Origin of the sequence: Pantoea sp. T14 (genome assembly GCF_036663535.1) — a bacterium.
In the GTDB taxonomy this organism is placed as follows: Bacteria; Pseudomonadota; Gammaproteobacteria; order Enterobacterales; family Enterobacteriaceae; genus Pantoea; species Pantoea phytostimulans.
The window spans coordinates 484,170-502,386 of sequence record NZ_JAWUEB010000026.1 but is presented as its reverse complement, the minus strand read 5'-3'; the positions used below and the strand labels follow the sequence as shown (position 1 = coordinate 502,386).

At 51.6% G+C, this 18,217-nt stretch carries 18 protein-coding genes and 1 tRNA gene; 11 read left to right on the top strand and 8 right to left on the bottom strand.

The window, feature by feature from the left end; all coding sequences use genetic code 11:
- The first annotated feature begins 18 nt into the window (after positions 1 to 18).
- The 3 genes from SC127_RS17395 (at position 19) to ompC (ending at position 5,069) form a co-directional block, all read left to right on the top strand.
- Positions 19 to 2,184 carry a type I secretion system permease/ATPase gene (locus SC127_RS17395; RefSeq protein ID WP_243077528.1) on the top strand — a complete coding sequence of 722 codons (2,166 nt, stop codon included), beginning with the start codon at positions 19 to 21 and terminating at the stop codon, positions 2,182 to 2,184.
- Positions 2,181 to 3,350, top strand: coding sequence for an HlyD family efflux transporter periplasmic adaptor subunit (locus tag SC127_RS17390; protein ID WP_332627217.1), 1,170 nt, complete (start codon positions 2,181 to 2,183; stop codon positions 3,348 to 3,350). The genes SC127_RS17395 and SC127_RS17390 overlap by 4 nt, the downstream gene beginning before the upstream one ends.
- A gap of 597 nt (positions 3,351 to 3,947) precedes the next feature.
- On the top strand, positions 3,948 to 5,069 hold the full coding sequence (gene ompC / locus SC127_RS17385; protein WP_215846143.1) for a porin OmpC: 1,122 nt from the start codon (positions 3,948 to 3,950) through the stop codon (positions 5,067 to 5,069).
- Positions 5,070 to 5,134: 65 nt separating this feature from the next.
- Here ompC and SC127_RS17380 read toward each other — a convergent pair whose 3' ends face one another.
- Entirely contained in the window at positions 5,135 to 5,278 is a 144-nt protein-coding gene (locus SC127_RS17380) for a hypothetical protein (RefSeq protein ID WP_243077530.1), read from the bottom strand.
- A 177-nt stretch (positions 5,279 to 5,455) separates the two neighbouring features.
- Between SC127_RS17380 and SC127_RS17375 the strand changes: the two genes are divergently transcribed.
- The 4 genes from SC127_RS17375 to SC127_RS17360 all read left to right on the top strand — a co-directional run bounded on the left by SC127_RS17375 (position 5,456) and on the right by SC127_RS17360 (position 9,126).
- Complete coding sequence (locus tag SC127_RS17375; protein WP_332627214.1) at positions 5,456 to 5,704, top strand: hypothetical protein; 249 nt, start codon at positions 5,456 to 5,458, stop codon at positions 5,702 to 5,704.
- On the top strand, positions 5,685 to 6,722 hold the full coding sequence (gene apbE / locus SC127_RS17370; protein ID WP_215846149.1) for an FAD:protein FMN transferase ApbE: 1,038 nt from the start codon (positions 5,685 to 5,687) through the stop codon (positions 6,720 to 6,722). The genes SC127_RS17375 and apbE overlap by 20 nt, the downstream gene beginning before the upstream one ends.
- 17 nt (positions 6,723 to 6,739) lie before the next feature.
- Entirely contained in the window at positions 6,740 to 7,381 is a 642-nt protein-coding gene (alkB, locus tag SC127_RS17365) for a DNA oxidative demethylase AlkB (RefSeq protein ID WP_243077533.1), read from the top strand.
- A gap of 92 nt (positions 7,382 to 7,473) precedes the next feature.
- Positions 7,474 to 9,126: a multidrug ABC transporter permease/ATP-binding protein gene (locus SC127_RS17360; protein WP_215846152.1), complete on the top strand. Its 1,653-nt coding sequence runs from the start codon at positions 7,474 to 7,476 to the stop codon at positions 9,124 to 9,126.
- Between the two features lie 141 nt (positions 9,127 to 9,267).
- On the opposite strand, the gene SC127_RS17355 is transcribed toward SC127_RS17360, so the two are convergent.
- Both SC127_RS17355 and SC127_RS17350 read right to left on the bottom strand, forming a co-directional pair.
- The gene (locus SC127_RS17355) at positions 9,268 to 9,996 is read right to left on the bottom strand and encodes a 4'-phosphopantetheinyl transferase family protein (protein WP_332627212.1); all 729 of its coding nucleotides are present in this window, start codon (positions 9,994 to 9,996) and stop codon (positions 9,268 to 9,270) included.
- Positions 9,997 to 10,067: 71 nt separating this feature from the next.
- Positions 10,068 to 10,271, bottom strand: a complete 204-nt coding sequence (locus tag SC127_RS17350) for a hypothetical protein (RefSeq protein WP_215846155.1) — start codon at positions 10,269 to 10,271, stop codon at positions 10,068 to 10,070.
- Positions 10,272 to 10,477: 206 nt separating this feature from the next.
- Between SC127_RS17350 and SC127_RS17345 the strand changes: the two genes are divergently transcribed.
- A complete protein-coding gene (locus tag SC127_RS17345) occupies positions 10,478 to 11,026 on the top strand; it encodes a GNAT family N-acetyltransferase (protein ID WP_243077535.1) in 549 nt (182 codons plus the stop codon).
- A gap of 40 nt (positions 11,027 to 11,066) precedes the next feature.
- Here the strand turns inward: SC127_RS17345 and SC127_RS17340 are convergent, their stop codons facing one another.
- The 4 genes from SC127_RS17340 to SC127_RS17325 form a co-directional block, all read right to left on the bottom strand.
- Positions 11,067 to 11,144 (bottom strand): hypothetical protein, encoded by a 78-nt coding sequence (locus SC127_RS17340; protein ID WP_243078471.1) that lies wholly within the window; start codon positions 11,142 to 11,144, stop codon positions 11,067 to 11,069.
- Between the two features lie 176 nt (positions 11,145 to 11,320).
- Positions 11,321 to 11,397: transfer RNA gene (locus SC127_RS17335), tRNA-Pro, on the bottom strand.
- A 73-nt stretch (positions 11,398 to 11,470) separates the two neighbouring features.
- Entirely contained in the window at positions 11,471 to 13,225 is a 1,755-nt protein-coding gene (gene yejM / locus SC127_RS17330) for an LPS biosynthesis-modulating metalloenzyme YejM (RefSeq protein ID WP_215846159.1), read from the bottom strand.
- Between the two features lie 14 nt (positions 13,226 to 13,239).
- On the bottom strand, positions 13,240 to 13,467 hold the full coding sequence (locus SC127_RS17325) for a YejL family protein (protein ID WP_215846161.1): 228 nt from the start codon (positions 13,465 to 13,467) through the stop codon (positions 13,240 to 13,242).
- A gap of 158 nt (positions 13,468 to 13,625) precedes the next feature.
- On the opposite strand from SC127_RS17325, the gene yejK reads away from it, so the two are divergent.
- Complete coding sequence (gene yejK, locus SC127_RS17320; RefSeq protein WP_215846163.1) at positions 13,626 to 14,630, top strand: nucleoid-associated protein YejK; 1,005 nt, start codon at positions 13,626 to 13,628, stop codon at positions 14,628 to 14,630.
- Between the two features lie 115 nt (positions 14,631 to 14,745).
- On the opposite strand, the gene SC127_RS17315 is transcribed toward yejK, so the two are convergent.
- Complete coding sequence (locus SC127_RS17315; RefSeq protein ID WP_215846165.1) at positions 14,746 to 15,654, bottom strand: LysR family transcriptional regulator; 909 nt, start codon at positions 15,652 to 15,654, stop codon at positions 14,746 to 14,748.
- Between the two features lie 130 nt (positions 15,655 to 15,784).
- On the opposite strand from SC127_RS17315, the gene SC127_RS17310 reads away from it, so the two are divergent.
- Together SC127_RS17310 and SC127_RS17305 are read left to right on the top strand one after the other, a co-directional pair.
- The gene (locus tag SC127_RS17310; protein ID WP_243077537.1) at positions 15,785 to 17,110 is read left to right on the top strand and encodes an MFS transporter; all 1,326 of its coding nucleotides are present in this window, start codon (positions 15,785 to 15,787) and stop codon (positions 17,108 to 17,110) included.
- Between the two features lie 18 nt (positions 17,111 to 17,128).
- Entirely contained in the window at positions 17,129 to 18,217 is a 1,089-nt protein-coding gene (locus tag SC127_RS17305) for a tartrate dehydrogenase (protein ID WP_243077538.1), read from the top strand.

Below are 18,217 nucleotides of genomic sequence, written 5' to 3'. Positions count from 1 at the left end.
CGTTTAAAGGCGTTAACTATGAGTGCACAAAATTTGAATACCGATAACTGGATTGCCGCCATGCTGCGTGTTGCGGCGCGTTTCGGTAAGCCCGCCGATGGCAAAACGCTGCGTCAGCAGATGCGTTGGTTTGAACATCTTCCCGTCGCACAGCAGTTAGAGCGGCTTTCTGGCCTGCTTGGTCTGCATCTCACCATGGTGCCGCAGAACAAACTGCGCTGGCGTCAGGAGATCACGCCGGTAGTGCTGGTGTTGGAGAATGGCAGCGTGGCGGTGCTGGAAGGCATTGATGCTGAAGGCAGCGCACGTTACTGGCTGAGCGAAGGCGGCGATGTGGTGCGTGAAGGCGAGCTGGCGCAGCTGCTAGCACGTGCGCAAGGCGACGTCGGTGTGGTCGGCGTTGCTGCACGCGGACGTGATGCACGCATCGATGAGTTCGTTCAGCCGTATGAGGAACACTGGTTCTGGAAGAACTTTCGCGGTATGGGACGGCGCATCACCGAGATCTCACTGGCTTCGGTCATCAGTAACGTGCTGGCGCTGGCGGGCATTCTGTTTTCGATGCAAGTGTATGACCGCGTAATCCCGGCGCAATCGCAAGCGACGTTATGGGTGCTGTTTGCTGGTGTATTGATTGCGGCAGCCATCGAATATCTGATTCGCCTGATGCGTACTCAGGTCTCCGATTTGATGGGAAAACGCATTGACCTGAAAGTGTCAGCCATGCTGTTTGCCAGGGCAATGAGTATTCGCAACGAATCACGGCCTAAATCCACCGGCTCTTTTATCTCGCAATTACGCGAGATCGATCAGGTGCGCGAACTGCTGACTTCTACCACCGTCGGCGCGGCGGCAGATCTGCCGTTTGTGATTTTGTTTCTGTTTATCATGTCATTTATTGGTGGCTGGCTGGTGTTAATCCCACTGGCGGCTATTCCGCTGATCGTCATTCCGGGCCTGTTGGTGCAGATTCCAATGGCGCGGCTGGCGAAAGAGGGGTTGCGTGAAGGGGCATTGCGTAATGCGGTGCTGGTGGAAACCATTGAAGGTATCGAAGATATCAAAGCGCTGCAGGCTGAACCCTATTTCCAGCGTCAGTGGGAACAGACGCACGAAGTCAGCGCGGCAATCAGTAATCAGCAGCGGTTATGGGGCGCACGTCTAACTGGCTGGGCAGCAACCGTGCAGCAGTTGACCTACGCGGGCATGTTGGTGTTTGGCGTCTATTTGATCCTCGATTCGCAAATCACCACCGGTACGCTGGTGGCCTGTAGCCTGCTTTCATCACGCACCATCGCACCGCTGATGCAGTTAACCATGGTGTTCTCGCGCTGGCAGCATGCCAAAACGGCGATGAAAGGATTGGATGAATTACTCAAGAAACCGATCGACCAGCCCGATGCCGCCACGCTGGCCCATTGTCCGACGCTTACCGGACAATACGATCTGCGTAACGTGCAATACAGCTATGACGAAGAGAACGAGAAAAATGTTCTCAGCGTGCAGCAGTTCACTATCAAACCGGGCGAGAAAATTGCCATTCTCGGCAAGGTCGGAGCAGGTAAGTCAACCTTGCTGAAGATTCTGGCCGGCCAGGCGCTGGCTACGCAGGGCAAAGTGATTGTCGATGGTGTCGATATTGAACGCATCGATCCCATCGATTTGCGCCGCCAGCTCGGTTGGCTTTCCAACGATTCGCGGCTGTTCTTCGGCACACTGCGCCAGAACCTGATGCTGGGAAATCCCCATGCCAGTGAACAAGAGATGCTCCAGGCGTTACGGATCAGCGGTGCGCTGTCGCTGGTACAGCAAGACGCTGCCAGCCTTGATCGCATTATTAATGAGGGCGGGCGCGGCTTGTCGGGTGGTCAACGACAAATGGTGATGCTCAGTCGGCTGATCTTGCGTCAGCCGCAAGTGGTGTTGCTGGACGAACCCACCGCCGCGATGGATGAACAGCTGGAAGAGCATGTCATTCGCCAGATGCAGGGTTGGATCAGTGGCCGCACGCTGGTGCTGGTGACGCATCGCCCGGCGCTGTTGAAAATGGTCGATCGCATTGTGGTCATGGACAACGGGCGCATTATCGCTGATGGACCACGCGATGAAATTTTACGTCGTGCCACCGCGCCAGCAGCGGCATCGAATCCCACGCCCGATCCCACCAAAGGAGATGCCGCATGAGTCTGGTAATGATTGATAAAGACCTTGCGCGCCACGAACGCCGGACTTCGGCCATTATCTGGCTCTGCACCGCTGCGCTGGCGCTGTTTCTGATTTGGGCCCACTTTGCGATTCTGGATGAAGTCACGGTGGGAACAGGCAAAGTAACGCCGTCGAGCCGTGGACAGGTCATTGATAGTCTGGATGGCGGCATCGTTGAACAGCTTAACGTGCACGAAGGCGATATCGTTGAAAAAGGGCAGGTTTTAGCAAAACTTGATCCCACTCGCTTTCAGTCTAATTTTGGCGAAGCGCAGGCTAAGGTGCGCACGCTTCGCGCCTCATCTGAACGCCTTGATGCCGAACTTTCGGGTACACCCTTGAAGTTCGGCCCGGAAACCCTGCAAGAGCCGCAACTGGTCGCGCGTGAAACACAGCTGTATGAATCTCGCCGCCGTAACCTGACCGAAACCATTAGCAATCTACAGCAGTCAATGCGGCTGGTGCAGGATGAGTTGCGTCTGACGGAACCGTTGGTCGCCAAAGGCGCTGCGGGGCAGGTTGAAGTGATCCGTCTGCGACGTCAGGTGAGTGATTTGCGCGGCAAAATTGATGAAGCGCGCAACGATTATCTGGTGCGAGCGCACGAAGAGCAGGTCAAAAATAATGCGGAACTGGATGCGCAATTGCAGGTGGCGGCGGGTAAAGAAGATCAGCTGACCCGCGCTACGCTCTATTCGCCGGTACGCGGGATCGTTAAAGATATTCAGGTCACTACGGTAGGCGGCGTGCTGGAGCCAGGCGGCAAGTTAATGGAGATTGTGCCACTGGAAGATCAGTTGCTCATTGAAACACGCATCAACCCGCGTGACATCGCCTACATTCGTCCCGGTTTAGCCGCAGTGGTTAAGATTACCGCCTATGATTCGTCCATATACGGTGATCTACCCGGAGAGGTCGAAATTGTCTCGCCAGATACCCTGCAAGATGAGGTAAAACGTGACCAATATTACTATCGCGTTTACGTTCGCACGCAAAAAGCGGAATTAACCAACCGAGCGGGACGCAAATTTCCTATTGTGCCGGGCATGGTGGCAAATGTGGAAATTAAAACCGGTCAGAAATCGGTGATGGACTATCTGCTTAAGCCACTGAACAAGGTAAAAGAATCAATGCGCGAGCGGTGATATATCGATCCAGCGTTTAATTCAGCATGCTTTATTACGGTGATAAATTAAGTTGGGAATTATTTGCTAACTCACTTAATAATGCGTGCTGAATTTAACTTTTTATGCGAATAACAAGCGGCATTATTTTAACCCAATTAATTAAGTTTACGTTTTATACGGTTTGAGTGAATTTCAGGCAAAAAAATGCCGGACAAACAATGTCCGGCGGGTAATAAGGGTAAACATATCATTCGGGGTGAATGAAGGTAATAATGAAATAAATGATGATAGCGGGATCTATTGTATTCCCTGATGGCTCATAAGTTTTATCATTCAGTGCTCAGATGGCTTGTTAATTAAATGGTTGATATTAAACGCTATAAAAATGGGTTGTCATTTTGTGCTATATTTTTTACCGATATGTGCTGGTTATTAGTTCCCCAAAATTTACACTTGGAAATAACTGTTTCGCATTCTGAAACAGTTTCGGAAATTTAGTAGCATTTTCGTGATGGATTATTACCCGTTATAAAAGAACAATGGCTTGCCGGCTGAATTTTTAATCGTTCAGTTAGCAGTGGCAAATTATAAAGGCACATTACAGAGGGTAATAAAATGAAACGTCGCGTTCTCTCCCTGATGATCCCTGCGTTGCTGGTCGCCGCAGGTTCAGCAAACGCAGCTGAAATCTACAATAAAGACGGCAACAAATTAGACCTGTTCGGTAAAGTTGACGGTCTGCATTATTTTTCTGATAACGACGGCTCAGATGGCGATCAGTCTTATCTGCGCTTTGGCTTCAAAGGCGAAACGGAAGTCAGCGATCAAGTCACCGGTTATGGTCAGTGGGAATATCAGGCTGCGCTGAACACCGCAGAGTCTGAAGGCACCGCTAACAGCTTCACGCGTGTTGGTTTCGCGGGTGTGAAATTCGGTGACGCGGGTTCATTCGATTATGGCCGTAACTACGGCGTGGCGTATGACATTGGCGCATGGACTGACGTGCTGCCAGAGTTTGGTGGCGATACCTACGGCGCGGACAACTTCATGTTCCAGCGTGGCAATGGTATGGCGACTTACCGCAATACTAACTTCTTCGGCCTGGTTGAAGGCTGGAACTTTGCTGTGCAGTATCAAGGCAAAAACGGCGACGGTGATGAATCACCTAATGGCCGTGACGTTCTGGGTCAGAACGGCGATGGTTGGGGTCTGAGCACGACCTATGATCTGGGCTCTGGTTTTGGTATCGGTGCGTCTGTATTCCAGTCTGATCGTACTAACGATCAAAATGGTCAGAGCGCAACTTATGCCGATGTTCTGGGTCGCGGTGATAAAGCAGAAGCTTACACCGGCGGTCTGAAATATGACGCCAATAACATCTACCTGGCCGCGATGTATACCAAGTCCTACAATGCAACCCGCTTCGGTTCCAGCGATTCTGCACTTTACGGTTATGCCGATAAAGCTGAGAACTGGGAATTGGTTGCGCAGTATCAGTTCGACTTTGGTCTGCGTCCATCACTGGCTTACGTGACGTCTCGCGGTACCGATATTGAAGGTCAGGGCAAACAGAACCTGAAGAAATACATTGATGTAGGCGCGACTTACTACTTCAACAAAAACATGTCCACCTATGTGGATTATCAAATCAACCTGTTGGATGACAACAACTTCACCGACCAAGCCGGTATCAATACCGACGACGTGGTGGCGCTGGGTCTGGTTTACCAGTTCTAAGCTGTCAGGGAGCGTGGCGGCAAGCCGCGCTCCCCCGTTCATAGACTTACGCTATCACTCGAATTCTATTCCTCGGCCCGCCACTTTTTCGGCTTCGGCGCGGTATTGGCCGGTGGAACGCTTCCTTCAAATGCTGCACCTGCCAGTGTGAACGCTGAAAAACTCAGCCATTGCTGCCAGCCTGTACGCTTCGATAATGATTTTTCCATTCCACACCTCTCAGAGATAAACCCTGATTCAACAGTGCAGAATTCATGCCAGCTTGAAGGCTCACAATGCCACGGCTTCGGTGAGGATTCTGATAAACTTTGCCCGCGTTTAAGGCGCGTAAATGCCCTTTTTTGGTGCGGGTATGCTTAATGCTGGCGCGGTTGAGAAGGAGCCATATGCCTGTTGCGCTTTTGCTGCCAAATTTTGTAGCTACTAAAAGCGAACAAGCCAAGAGCCACTATAAGAATCATATAAATCATATTTTGCCTCTTTGGATTCAGCGCCCAGCTGCGAGCGGAAGCCTCCATGCTGGCAAGAGGTTGCCAAAGGATCAAGATGATTTTCACGGCTTTACAAGATATTTATGCTTTGTATTAGATTGGAATATAGTTTTACAGGTGAGGAATGATGCGTATTCAGATTAATCTGCTATTGGTGCTGTTGGCAACTTTTTTAGCAGTGAGTTGTGAGCAAGCTTCTACATCGCCGGCCATGGTGTTAGAAGGTAAAACCATGGGAACCGTCTGGCGGGTAAGCATGGCAGGCATCGATGCAGGACGTAAAGCCGCGCTGCAGCAGGCAATTCAGCACCAGCTTGATGCCGATGACGCCGAGCTTTCAACCTGGAAACCGGACTCAACGCTGTCTCGTTTTAATCAAAACAGCAGCAGCGCGCCGCAGCCGGTAAGCAGCAACATGGCGGATATCGTTACGGAATCATTGCGTATCGGCAATAAAACCGCCGGCGCGATGGATATCACCGTGGGGCCTTTGGTGAATCTGTGGGGATTTGGGCCTGACAAACAGCCGACACAGACGCCCACTGAGGCACAAATTGTTGCAGCCAGAGCGCAGACCGGTTTACAACATTTGCGGGTAATCCAGGGTGTTGACGGGCAATGGCTGCAAAAAGATCTGCCGGGTTTGTCTGTGGATTTATCGACGGTAGGTGAAGGATTTGCTACCGATCATCTGGCGCGCCTGATGGAACAGCAGGGCATCAACAATTATCTGGTGTCAGTCGGCGGTGCGGTTTTGAGTCGCGGTAACAATGCCAGCGGCCAACCGTGGCGCGTGGCGATCCAGAAACCCACCGATCGTGAAAATGCAGTACAGGCGCGTGTCGCGCTGCAAGGTCACGGCATCAGCACGTCCGGCAGCTACCGCAACTATTATGAACTGGATGGCAAACGTATTTCCCACGTGATCGATCCGCTGACCGGACGCCCGATCGAACATAAACTGGTCTCCGCTACGGTTATTGCGACCACTGCGCTGGAAGCCGATGGCTGGGACACCGGCTTGATGGTATTGGGCAGCGAAAAAGCCAAAGCGCTGGCGATAAAAGAGCAGCTCGCGGTCTATTTGATCAGCAAGCAGGGAGATCAGTTTGTCAGCTGGATGTCACCGCAGTTTGCTGCTTTCCTCATTAAGCCTGAATAATATGTTGGAGAACCAAGATGCTCGATCTCTTTAGTGAAGATGAACCCTGGCAAGAGCCGCTGGCAGAAGGCGCGGTGATTTTGCGCCGTCGCGCCCGCGAAATCGCTGGCGTGTTGTATCAGGACATTTTGGCGATCGAAGCGCAAAATCCTTTTGCTCATCGCATTACGCCTGGCGGCCATCGTATGTCAGTTGCCATGACTAACTGCGGGGATTTCGGTTGGTCTACCGATTCACGCGGTTATCAATACAGCGAGCAGGATAATCAAAATGGCCAGAAATGGCCGCCAATGCCGACATTGTTTCGCAGTTTGGCTCAGGAAGCGGCGCAGGAAGCGGGTTTTTCGCGGTTTAACCCTGACGCGTGTTTGATCAATCGTTATGAACCTGGCGCTAAATTGACGCTGCATCAGGATAAAGATGAGAAGGATCTGCGTCAGCCGATTGTTTCTGTGTCGTTGGGTTTACCGGCTGTGTTTCAGTTTGGGGGTTTTGAACGCGGCGACAGCACGCAGCGCGTGTTGTTGGAGCATGGCGACGTCGTGGTGTGGGGCGGCCCATCGCGGCTGCGTTATCACGGAATTTTACCGCTGAAACCGGGCGTGCATCCGCTGGTGGGTGCCTTCCGTTATAACCTGACTTTCCGCCGCGCCCATTGATCTTTGGCGCATGCGGGCGGGCTGCGAATAACTATTGCTATCATTCCGCATCGCTTTAAACTGCAGGCTGTTTTTGTCTGCTGGATCTTTTTATGACGTTGCTAAACGTTGTTTTTCGCCAGTTTCGCTGGCCATTTATCGGGGTTATTTTTCTCACCTTGTTGAGCGCGGTGTTGGGTATTGGCATGATCGCCTTTATCAACCGTGAAATGATCGTCGCCATCAATACCTCTTTCAGCGTGTTGCCACAGTTCCTGTTTCAGCTATTGCTGCTGATGGCCGTGACGCTGGCCTCGCAGCTGGCGCTAACCCTGCTTGGACATCAGTTTGTCTGGCGCATGCGGGGCCAGTTTATTAAACGTATTTTGGACACCCACGTTGAGCGCATTGAGCAGATTGGCAATGCGCAGTTGCTGGCAGGATTAACCAGCGATGTGCGCGCCATTACCATCGCCTTTGTGCGTCTGCCGGAGCTGATTCAAGGCATTATCATTACGCTGGGTTCTGCGTTTTATCTCGCCTGGCTCTCGCCCAAAATGTTGCTGGTCACCAGCGTATGGTTGGCTATTACGCTGATCGGCGGGTGGTTACTGGTGTCGCGGGTTTATCAGCACATGGCCAAATTGCGTGAAGTGGAAGATAACCTTTATCGCGATTACCAAACGGTGATTGAAGGACGTAAAGAACTTCAGCTCAACCGCGAACGCGCCAGGCTGGTTTACGAAACGGTTTATCAGGAAGACGCCAATACCTATCGTCACCACATTGTGCGTGCCGATACCTATCACCTCAGCGCAGTGAACTGGTCGAATATCATGACGTTGGGTGCTATCGGCATGGTATTTTTTATGGCCAACAGCCTGGGTTGGGCCAACACCGCCGTGGCGGCAACGTTCTCGCTAACGCTATTGTTCCTGCGCACGCCGCTGCTTTCTGCCGTGGGCGCATTGCCGACCTTACTCAGCGCACAGGTCGCCTTCCGTAAATTAAACGCCTTCGACTTAGCGCCCTTTGAACCCGACTTTCACACGTTGCCCGCGCTTTCTGACTGGCAAACGTTGGAACTGCGCGATGTGCGTTTTCATTACGGCGAAAACGGCTTTAAGGTGGGACCGATTAACCTGACGCTGCGTCGTGGGGAATTAGTTTTTCTGATTGGTGGCAACGGCAGCGGAAAATCGACGCTGGCGATGTTACTGACGGGCCTCTATCAGCCACAATCTGGGCAACTGCTGCTCGATGGAAGGGCGATAGAGGCTAGCGATCTCGATAACTGGCGCAAGCACTTTTCGGCAGTATTTACCGATGTGCATCTGTTTGATCAGTTAATCAGTCGCGAAGGTGTGCCAGCAAACCCGGCGTTGGTGCAGCAGTGGCTGGAGAAGCTGAAGATGCAGGACAAGCTGAAGATTGAAGGCAATAAAGTCCTGAATCTGCAGTTGTCGAAAGGGCAGAGCAAGCGTTTGGCGCTGCTACTGGCGGCGGCAGAAGAGCGTGATGTGCTGTTGCTGGATGAATGGGCGGCCGATCAGGACCCGCATTTCCGACGTATTTTCTACCGTGAGTTGCTGCCATGGTTACAAGAATCGGGCAAAACCGTGTTTGCTATCAGTCATGACGATCATTACTTCACTCATGCCGATCGCCTGCTGGAAATGCGTGACGGGCAGCTAAGTGAACTCACCGGTAATGAGCGTGATATAGCCACGCTGGACGCGGTAAAACGTACGGATACCGGGCTTTAACGCCAGATGGCAAAGCTTAGCGAAAACAGATATTGGTCAGGCGACAGCCAAGTGCGTTAGGGTTAAGGCCAGCGGAAGTCTGTTTTTCTGCTATCCTGGAATTCCTCTGTCGTCTGTGTTTATACCGGCTTAGCCTACTTGCTAAGCCGGTTTTTTAATTTCATGGGCAAGCAGAGTGATGACCTCACGATCTTGCAAGTGAAACTCCGCGCTTAACTCGGTCCCTTTGTTAAACACGTCATTAAAACGGTGAGTTAATCGCAGCGTAGCGCGCTGTGCCGCTAAATCAACGTCAACCAGCTCAGCGTGATAAAAGTCCATCGGTTGATAGAGTTGCGGCCACAACGCCTTATAAACACTCTCTTTCAGCGAAAACAGCAGCGTAGCGGCCAGCGGAAAATCCAACGGTAAGCGCTGTAAACAGCTGCGCTCTGCTGAACCCATTAACATTTCCGTCGTTTCCTCTGCGGTCGTTGCTGACATCTGCTGCTCCACATCCACACCTATATACAACGGTTGCTTTGTCGCAGCCAATACCACAATTCCTGTGCTGTGCGACAGCGATGCCTGCACACCGGCTGGCCAAAGTGGAGAGCGATCTGCTGCATTACTTAAGATAAAGTCAGGTTGGCCTAATCGCGTGAAGACTTCACGGGTCAGCATCCGGCTGGCAAGATATTCCGCTCGGCGCTTTTTAACCGCACTTTGGATGCGCAGCGGCAAAGGAAGCTGCCATTCTCCGCAGAGTGCATCCTGATAGTGGGCAACGTCAAAGCGACCGATCGCCAGCAGCGGATCGCTGTCGTTCATGTGTTGAGAAAGCACAAAGCCGCTTGCAGGAAGCGGCAGGGGAATTTTAGGGTAACGCATGCGGCATCACGATTAAGGCGAAAGCGGCATTTAATCAGTCTGCTGCCGCAAGGGCAAGTTGCCTGGAAAAGTCAGTCGTTGGGCGGGATGGCAAAACTTTTCAGTGAAACGACAAAGTGGTGATGGCCTTTACTAATGCGCGCACCGCGATCGCACCAGTGTGACGCGAAACGAAAGAAATCGTCGCTACCCATGTCGTAAGCCAACTCAACTTTGCTAATGCCTGAATGCAACATCTCTTCTGCATCTTTTAGGCTTTTCGCTTTGATGACCATAAAATTTTCCGTCAAAAATCAGGGGACTTTAGAGTAGGGTAGTTATGTGACGGTTTTGTTTCACTTTAATGAAATGCTGTCATATTGCGTCTGTTATATGATCCTGAACACGGTTGCTTGCCGAAACTATCTCTTTGAATGTATTAATGAATGGACGCAACCTGTGGCACTTTTCTGAAAGTGAGTTCAGCAACAAAGGAGAGGATATGGAAATACCGCAACTGGACACATCTCGCTTGTTATTACGTCCTCTGGTCAGAGAGGATGCGGTGCAGATTCAACAGGTTTTTCCTCGCTGGGAGCTGGTGCGTTATCTCACCCACCTTGTTCCCTGGCCCTATCCCGAAGATGGCGCGCAGCAGTTTGTTTGCGGCTCGGCCTTGCCTGATATGCAAAAAGGGGTTGCCTGGCACTGGAGCATTCGGCCACGCACTCAACCGGAAAAACTAATTGGTCTGATTTCGCTGCGGCTGGGTGAAGAGGACAATCGCGGGTTTTGGTTGATCCCGGAGTGGCAAGGGCAGGGCTTGATGAGTGAGGCGTGTCAGCGCGTTACCGATTTCTGGTTCCGCGATCTCCAGCAAACGTGCCTGCGGGTGCCGAAAGCCGCCGATAATTTGGCTTCACGTCGAATTTCCGAAAGCAGCGGTATGCGGTTGGTTTGGTCGGGACGTAAAGCGTATGTCGCGGGCGAAATGGACGCAGAAATCTGGGAAATCAATCGCGAAGAGTGGTTTCGCCGCCACGGCGAATAAAATGAAAAAGGCCGCGCAACAGTTGGCGGCCTTTAGTGGGTTACTTCTTGTCTGGCTGTGGACTCTTATCGCCAGACTCTGGTGCTTCGGATGGATCGTCTTTTTCGACTAAATGCATAATCTCTCCTCTCGTTACCCACACAACCTTGAGTATAGACAGGAATGCTCAGTTAAAAGGGATTTCAACGATAAATGTGACAAGCAGATGAAAGTATTGAAAAAATAATGATTTTTTTTGTCTCACCGTTTTCAGGCATAAAAAAAGCAGCCATAAAGGCTGCTTTTTAGGGAATTTGGTCGGCACGAGAGGATTTGAACCTCCGACCCCGGACACCCCATGACCGTGCGCTACCAGGCTGCGCTACGTGCCGAACTGTGGGAAATGAGTCTACTGAAAATTGCTGTGAATGCAAGTTCTCAACAGACTAACTGCCTCATAATTAATCAGTTTGCAATAAAGCGCTTCTCTTCCGTGAGAACTTGCAACAGCAGCGCTAACTGCGGTTTATGATCTTTGAGGGCATTTCCTTGTGCATCATAGGCGCGATAGCTGCCGTTGTTATTCAGCACCAGCGTCACCTGCGGTGTCGTGATAACTAACTTGTTCTCTTCGCTGCTGGCGACCCAGTCATGACGGCGTTGCACAGCAAAAAGATCTTCGCCCTGAGAATAATTGACCGGGTTGGTGCGCACATGCAGCAGGCGTTGCATCAACGTAGCCATCACGTCTTGATGATCGGTCAGGCGGCTAACCGTCTGAGCTGGCGTGTCTGGCCAGTGTATGACTAACGGAACCTGCAGATTTGCGCGATTACCCGAGCTGTCAACATTACCCTCCAACGCCAGTCCGCGCTGGGCGGTTATCACCACGACGGTGTTTTTCAGCAAATCTCGCTGCTCTAACGTGGTCAGCACATTATGAATCTGATCGTCGATCGCGGTGCTCTGACGAAGATAGCTACGCTGGCGCGCCTTGGCATTATCACTGCTGAGATTGACGCCATTCAGTGCGACCCATGAGAACCACGGATTACCTTCGCCTTTCTGCTGATTTAACCAGTTTTGCCATTGCGTCACGGTGGCGCTGTTTGGCTGACTGTTGCTGGCGGGCAACGAATAGTCGGTCAGCAATGCCTGGCGATAAAGCGGCAGATTAAAGCCGTCAGACGAGAACAAACCAAGCTGATAACCCTGGCTGCTCAACGCGCCGAGCAGCACCGATGGCGTACGCGACGCCAGCACGCCATTCATATAGCTTGAGGAGATGCCATAAAACAGGCCAAACAGCCCTTTTTCAGGCGTATCGCCTGCACTAAAGTGCTGCGTAAACCGCACATTATCATTGGCGAACTGGTTCAGTTCAGGCAACGCTTTTGCCATGCTGGCGCTGTTCAGGCCATCGACCGTAATCACCAGCAGATTGTTGCGCGTACCCGCGTCGCGGAAAGTGATATCACTGAGTGGATATTGCACTGACAGCGCTTCAGGATCGCCTTGCTGCACCAGTCGACGCTGATACTCCTGCGCATCCAGCAAGCCATGACGTTCAAGAAAACGGCGTGCCGTCATCGGATAAGATAGAGGTAAGTTGGCGCGCTGCATGGTAATCGGACGATAGAAGTTAGCATCCGCCCAGATATACATCAGGTGACTGGCGAAAAAGGCGCTGATAAACAGCGCCGCCAGCGGCTTGCCAAAGGATCGACGATTAAGGCTGCGCAGCTTCTGCCAGCTCCAGGTAGCGAACAGCATTTGCACCAGGAAGATCAGCGGCACGCTGATAAACATTAGCTGCCAGTCACGCGCCATTTCGCTTTGGTCGGGGTTAATGACCAGTTCCCAGACCACGGGATTGAGGTGCAAGTGAAAGCGGCTAAACACCGCGCTGTCCACCATCACCAATGTTAATCCGGCAGTGGCCACCACCGCCGATAACACCCTTAACAGGCGCTGCGACATCACCACGAAGGTGAGTGGGAAGATAATTAGCAGATAAGCCGCAAAGACGATAAAGCTGAAGTGGCCAATCCAGCTGCTATAGGCGTAAATACGCCCAGTCAGCGAAGAGGGCCAGTCGGCGACCAACAGGTAGCGACTGCCTAAAATCAGCGCGAATAAAATATTAAACAACGCAAACCAATGCCCCCAGCTGATCATCTGGGAGACTTTTTCGCGGTAGCGCTGCCGGTTGGTTACCATATTATGAGATCAAATTAATGAGCGTTATCGTCACGGACTGAAGACTGCAAAGCTTCAGCGAAAGATCGGGCCAGTGAACGGCGTTGAGCCGGGGCCACATCGTTGTTGATCAAATTGGTGACCATGTTCCCCAACACCATCAGGGAAAGGTCGGTTGGCGCCTGGTCTTTTTCCAGAACCTGCACCATTTTCGCGAGGAGTTGTTCTACGCGTTCGTCACTATAACGGGATGATTGTGGCATATCGTCGTCTAATCTCGTTTCAAAAGGCGATATATTACCGTAACAACGCGGTTTTTTCCGCACTTTTATCGAAAGCGCACCGTTGGTTTTACGCATGGAGTTGAAAGCCATTGCAGGCGGTGATTGAATACGCGCCTGAGCTTAAAGGAGAGTCTACCATGAGTCTGGATATCGACCAGATTGCCCTGCATCAGTTAATCAAACGTGATGAGAATCAGTTAGAGCTGCTGCTGCGCGATTCCTTGCTGCCCGCGACGAAAACAGTTGAGTCGATGGTGGAAGAGTTGCACCGCGTTTACAGCGTCAAAAGTAAAGCTTACGGCCTGTTTAATACCGACAGCGAACTGGCGGAAGCGCTACGCAACTGCCGCAAAGGCAACGATGATTTTCTCGCCTTCAGCCGTGCAGCTACCGGCCGTCTGCGCGATGAGCTGGCAAAATATCCGTTTGCCGAAGGTGGCGTGGTGCTGTTTATCCAGTATCGCTATCTGGCGGTGGAATATTTGCTGGTAACGGTGCTGAACAGCCAGTCCAGCATGCGTGTTAATGAGCAGATGGATATCAGCAGCACCCATTATCTGGATATTAATCATGCCGATATTGTGGCACGCATTGATTTAACCGAATGGGAAACCAATCCAGAATCGACTCGCTATCTGACCTTCCTGCGTGGTCGGGTTGGGCGTAAAGTGTCTGATTTCTTCATGGACTTCCTCGGCGCAGAAGTCGGTTTAGATACCAAAGCGCAAAACCGTGGCTTGCTGCAGGCGGTAGACGATTATTGCGACGAATCGAACCTGGATAAAAACGAACGTCAGAATTACCGTCAGCAGGTTTACACCTACTGCAACGATCAACTGCAGGCGGGCGAAGAAATTGCTTTGGAAGATCTTTCAAGCGAACTGCCGCCATTAGGCGAAAAAACCTTTCAGGCGTTTACCCAAGAGCAGGGTTACGAGCTGGAGGAACACTTCCCCGCAGACCGCAGCACGTTGCGTCAGTTAACCAAGTTTGCAGGCAGCGGTGGAGGATTAACGTTGAATTTTGATGCCATGCTGCTCGGCGAGCGAATCTTTTGGGATCCGGCCACCGACACGCTGACCATTAAAGGAACGCCACCGAATTTGCGCGATCAGCTACAGCGTCGTACCAGCAGCAAATAACTGAAAAGCCGGGCACATCCTCGCCCGGTTTCCTTTGAAACAGGACATTTTCTTTTCACCTACTTTTTTGAAGTATCTCAAACAAATTAAAGATGATTTGAAATCAGCATTGCCCTCAGAGTGGCTGAACCAACATCGCTTTGTTCTCTGATAAAATCTGCAGTAAGGCCATGACGTTGGGTTCATCGTTGCCTTTTAGCCAAGCGACACTCAGCGGCAGTTTTTTTACTTTTTCATCAATGCTGAGTGAAATATAGGTCACGCCTTCGCTGTTAATGTTGCGAAACGACGTGGGAACGATCGCTAATCCCAGCCCGGCAGAGACAAAGCTTAAAATGGTCTGCTTCTCTTCAGCAAATTGCGCAATATGGGGCGTAAGTCCAGCGGATTTAAAGATATTCATGGTCAAATCGTGGCTATGCGGTCGGGTCCTGCGCTCCGGCACAATCATCGACTCCTCTTTAAAGTCCATTACGCTAACCACGTCTCTGTTCGCCAGGGTGTGATTCACCGGCACGGCAAGCACGCAGGTTTCGCGGGTAATTAAGCGCATATCAAGGCGGGCATCGAGACTTTCCGGTGGCCGAATAAAAATCATATCCAGCCAACCCGATTTTAAACGGGGAATAAGGTTAACCGTTTTGTCTTCGCTTAAATGAATATCCGTATCTGGGTAAATTTGCATAAAGTGATTTAACAGGTGGGGAATTAAACCCTGTGCTGCGCTATCAATGGCGCCAATACGCAATACTTTCCTGCCACGTTTATTTGCTGCTCTAAATCTCAGCGCAAGCTCATCAAATTGCGTCACCAACTTTACCGCTTCATCAAAAAATTCTACGCCTTCTTGGGTTAATGCCACGTTGCGGGTTGAACGGTTTAACAACCGCACGCCAAGGTCCTCTTCCAGCAAGCGAATAAAGCGACTTAGTGACGCAGGCATCATTTCCATTCTTTGTGCTGCGCGGCCAAAATGGAGATCCTGGCCTACCGCAATGAAGCATCGCAATTGATTTATATCCATAAATTTTCCGCTCGCTCATTATTCAAATAATTTATATAAACCCGCGCCAATGATAACTCTCAGCAAATCGGCATACTGAGCTCGAACACAAAAAAATAACATTCCCTACACAAACCTGGAGCACTTTAATATGAACTCTCACCTCGAAAAAAGGGTGATGCGTAAAGTAACTCTACGCATTGTGCCCTTCATTATGCTGCTTTATTTCATCGCTTTTCTTGACCGCGTAAATATTGGCTTTGCTGCGTTAACCATGAATCAGGATTTAGGTTTTTCGCCAACGGTATTTGGTTTGGGCGCAGGTATCTTTTTTCTGGGTTATTTTTTGTTTGAAGTACCGTCCAATCTTATTTTGCATAAAGTCGGGGCACGTATTTGGATTGCCCGCGTGATGATCACATGGGGATTGGTTTCGGCCTGCATGGCTTTTGTGCAAGGCACGACCAGTTTTTATATCTTGCGCTTTTTACTGGGCGTGGCCGAAGCTGGATTTTTTCCCGGCATCATTCTTTACCTTAGTTTCTGGTTTCCGGCAGCGCGCCGTGCGCAGGTCACGGCCATTTTTATGGCGGCAGCTCCCCTCTCAACGGCGTTGGGTTCCCCGCTTTCGGCGGCGCTGTTGGAAATGCACGGCTTGCTGGGTTATGCCGGCTGGCAGTGGATGTTCATGTTGGAAGCCGTTCCTGCGGTGATCTTCGGCGTTGTGGTGCTGTTTTTTCTGACCGATCGTCCGGCGAAAGCCAAATGGTTGACTGACGAAGAGCGCGCATGGTTGCAGAACACTATGCAGGCTGAAGAGCAGGCGAGGGCAGTAAAACAGGGCCACAGCAGCGTTTGGCGCGGCCTGGCCGATCGTCGTGTATTCGCGCTGGCGCTGGTCTATTTCGGCACTTCAGCCGGGCTTTACACGCTGGGCATTTGGTCGCCTCAGATCATTCACTCCTTCGGCGCGTCGTCGATGAACATTGGTTTTCTCAATGCGTTTCCAGCGGTGATCGGCGTAATCGCGATGATCCTCTGGGCGCGTCATTCCGATCGTACCGGTGAACGCAGTTGGCACGTAATAGGGGCCTGTTTGCTGGCTGCGGCGGGGCTAATCTACGCCGGTAATGTCAGTTCGCTGCTGGCAGTGATCCTGGCCTTAACGCTGGTCACGGTAGGGATCAGTTGCTCAAAACCGCCGCTGTGGAGCATGCCAACGCTGTTTCTTTCAGGCCCGGCTGCGGCGGCAGGCATCGCTACTATTAATTCCATCGGCAATCTGGGCGGCTTCGTAGGACCGATGATGATTGGCGTTATTCGCCAGCAAACTGGCGCCTACACGTGGGGGCTCTATTTCGTCGCCGGTTTGCTGGCGCTCTCTGCTGTGATCGTTTTCCTGCTGTCTGCCAATAGCAAAACTCCGCAGGCGGCTGAGCTGGCTCATCCTAAAACTCCTCATGCTAAAACCCATTAATTGATTCTGGAGAATCCTATGCGTACTTATTCTATTGCTGCTATTCCTGCTGACGGTATCGGCCCTGAAGTGATCTCTGCGGGCATTGAGGTGCTGCGCGCGCTGGAGCGTCAAAACAGCGGTTTGAAATTTGCCGTTGAAACCTTTGATTGGGGTTCGGATTACTATAAACAGCACGGCGTGATGATGCCGGAACAGGGGCTGCAAACGCTGAAGAAATTTGACGCCATTTACTTTGGTGCGGTGGGCGCACCAGACGTTCCCGATCACATCACGTTATGGGGCCTGCGTTTGCCGATTTGTCAGGGCTTTGATCAATATGCCAACGTGCGCCCAACCAAAATTCTGCCGGGGATTACGCCACCGCTGCGTCATTGCGGACCTGGCGATCTCGACTGGGTGATTGTGCGTGAAAACTCGGAAGGGGAATATTCGGGTAACGGTGGTCGGACACATAAAGGCTTGCCGGAGGAAGTGGGAACAGAAGTCGCGATTTTTACCCGCGTTGGCGTCACCCGTATTATGCGGTATGCCTTTAAACTGGCTCAGTCGCGTCCGCGCAAATTGCTGACGGTCGTCACCAAATCGAATGCGCAGCGACACGGCATGGTGATGTGGGATGAAATTGCGGCTGAAGTGGCACTGGAATTTCCTGACGTGAAGTGGGACAAAATGCTGGTGGATGCGATGACGCATCGCATGACGCTACATCCGCAAAGCCTGGATACCATTGTCGCGACCAATCTGCACGCCGACATTCTCTCTGACCTGGCCGGTGCGCTGGCGGGCAGCCTTGGCGTCGCGCCAACGGCGAACATCGATCCTGAACGACGTTTCCCTTCTATGTTTGAACCGATTCACGGCTCAGCTTTTGATATCACCGGCAAAGGCGTGGCGAATCCGGTTGCCAGTTTCTGGACTGCGGTGCAGATGCTCCAGCATCTCGGTGAACATGACGCGGCAGCGTTGGTTATGGAAGCGATCGAAAATGTGTGTGCAAAAGGGATATTGACGCCAGATGTGGGCGGCACGGCGAAAACAGCGGATGTGACGCGGGCGGTAGTGGCATTTATTGAATCGAAGGTGCAAGTGGCAGAAATCGCGTAA

What these genes read in the sequence shown, in the direction of transcription:
- SC127_RS17395 (WP_243077528.1), top strand. Translation starts at nt 19, where the DNA reads ATGAGTGCACAAAATTTGAATACCGATAACTGGATTGCCGCCATGCTG.
- SC127_RS17390 (WP_332627217.1), top strand. Translation starts at nt 2,181, where the DNA reads ATGAGTCTGGTAATGATTGATAAAGACCTTGCGCGCCACGAACGCCGG.
- ompC (WP_215846143.1), top strand. Translation starts at nt 3,948, where the DNA reads ATGAAACGTCGCGTTCTCTCCCTGATGATCCCTGCGTTGCTGGTCGCC.
- SC127_RS17380 (WP_243077530.1), bottom strand. Translation starts at nt 5,278, where the DNA reads ATGGAAAAATCATTATCGAAGCGTACAGGCTGGCAGCAATGGCTGAGT.
- SC127_RS17375 (WP_332627214.1), top strand. Translation starts at nt 5,456, where the DNA reads ATGCCTGTTGCGCTTTTGCTGCCAAATTTTGTAGCTACTAAAAGCGAA.
- apbE (WP_215846149.1), top strand. Translation starts at nt 5,685, where the DNA reads ATGATGCGTATTCAGATTAATCTGCTATTGGTGCTGTTGGCAACTTTT.
- alkB (WP_243077533.1), top strand. Translation starts at nt 6,740, where the DNA reads ATGCTCGATCTCTTTAGTGAAGATGAACCCTGGCAAGAGCCGCTGGCA.
- SC127_RS17360 (WP_215846152.1), top strand. Translation starts at nt 7,474, where the DNA reads ATGACGTTGCTAAACGTTGTTTTTCGCCAGTTTCGCTGGCCATTTATC.
- SC127_RS17355 (WP_332627212.1), bottom strand. Translation starts at nt 9,996, where the DNA reads ATGCGTTACCCTAAAATTCCCCTGCCGCTTCCTGCAAGCGGCTTTGTG.
- SC127_RS17350 (WP_215846155.1), bottom strand. Translation starts at nt 10,271, where the DNA reads ATGGTCATCAAAGCGAAAAGCCTAAAAGATGCAGAAGAGATGTTGCAT.
- SC127_RS17345 (WP_243077535.1), top strand. Translation starts at nt 10,478, where the DNA reads ATGGAAATACCGCAACTGGACACATCTCGCTTGTTATTACGTCCTCTG.
- SC127_RS17340 (WP_243078471.1), bottom strand. Translation starts at nt 11,144, where the DNA reads ATGCATTTAGTCGAAAAAGACGATCCATCCGAAGCACCAGAGTCTGGC.
- yejM (WP_215846159.1), bottom strand. Translation starts at nt 13,225, where the DNA reads ATGGTAACCAACCGGCAGCGCTACCGCGAAAAAGTCTCCCAGATGATC.
- SC127_RS17325 (WP_215846161.1), bottom strand. Translation starts at nt 13,467, where the DNA reads ATGCCACAATCATCCCGTTATAGTGACGAACGCGTAGAACAACTCCTC.
- yejK (WP_215846163.1), top strand. Translation starts at nt 13,626, where the DNA reads ATGAGTCTGGATATCGACCAGATTGCCCTGCATCAGTTAATCAAACGT.
- SC127_RS17315 (WP_215846165.1), bottom strand. Translation starts at nt 15,654, where the DNA reads ATGGATATAAATCAATTGCGATGCTTCATTGCGGTAGGCCAGGATCTC.
- SC127_RS17310 (WP_243077537.1), top strand. Translation starts at nt 15,785, where the DNA reads ATGAACTCTCACCTCGAAAAAAGGGTGATGCGTAAAGTAACTCTACGC.
- SC127_RS17305 (WP_243077538.1), top strand. Translation starts at nt 17,129, where the DNA reads ATGCGTACTTATTCTATTGCTGCTATTCCTGCTGACGGTATCGGCCCT.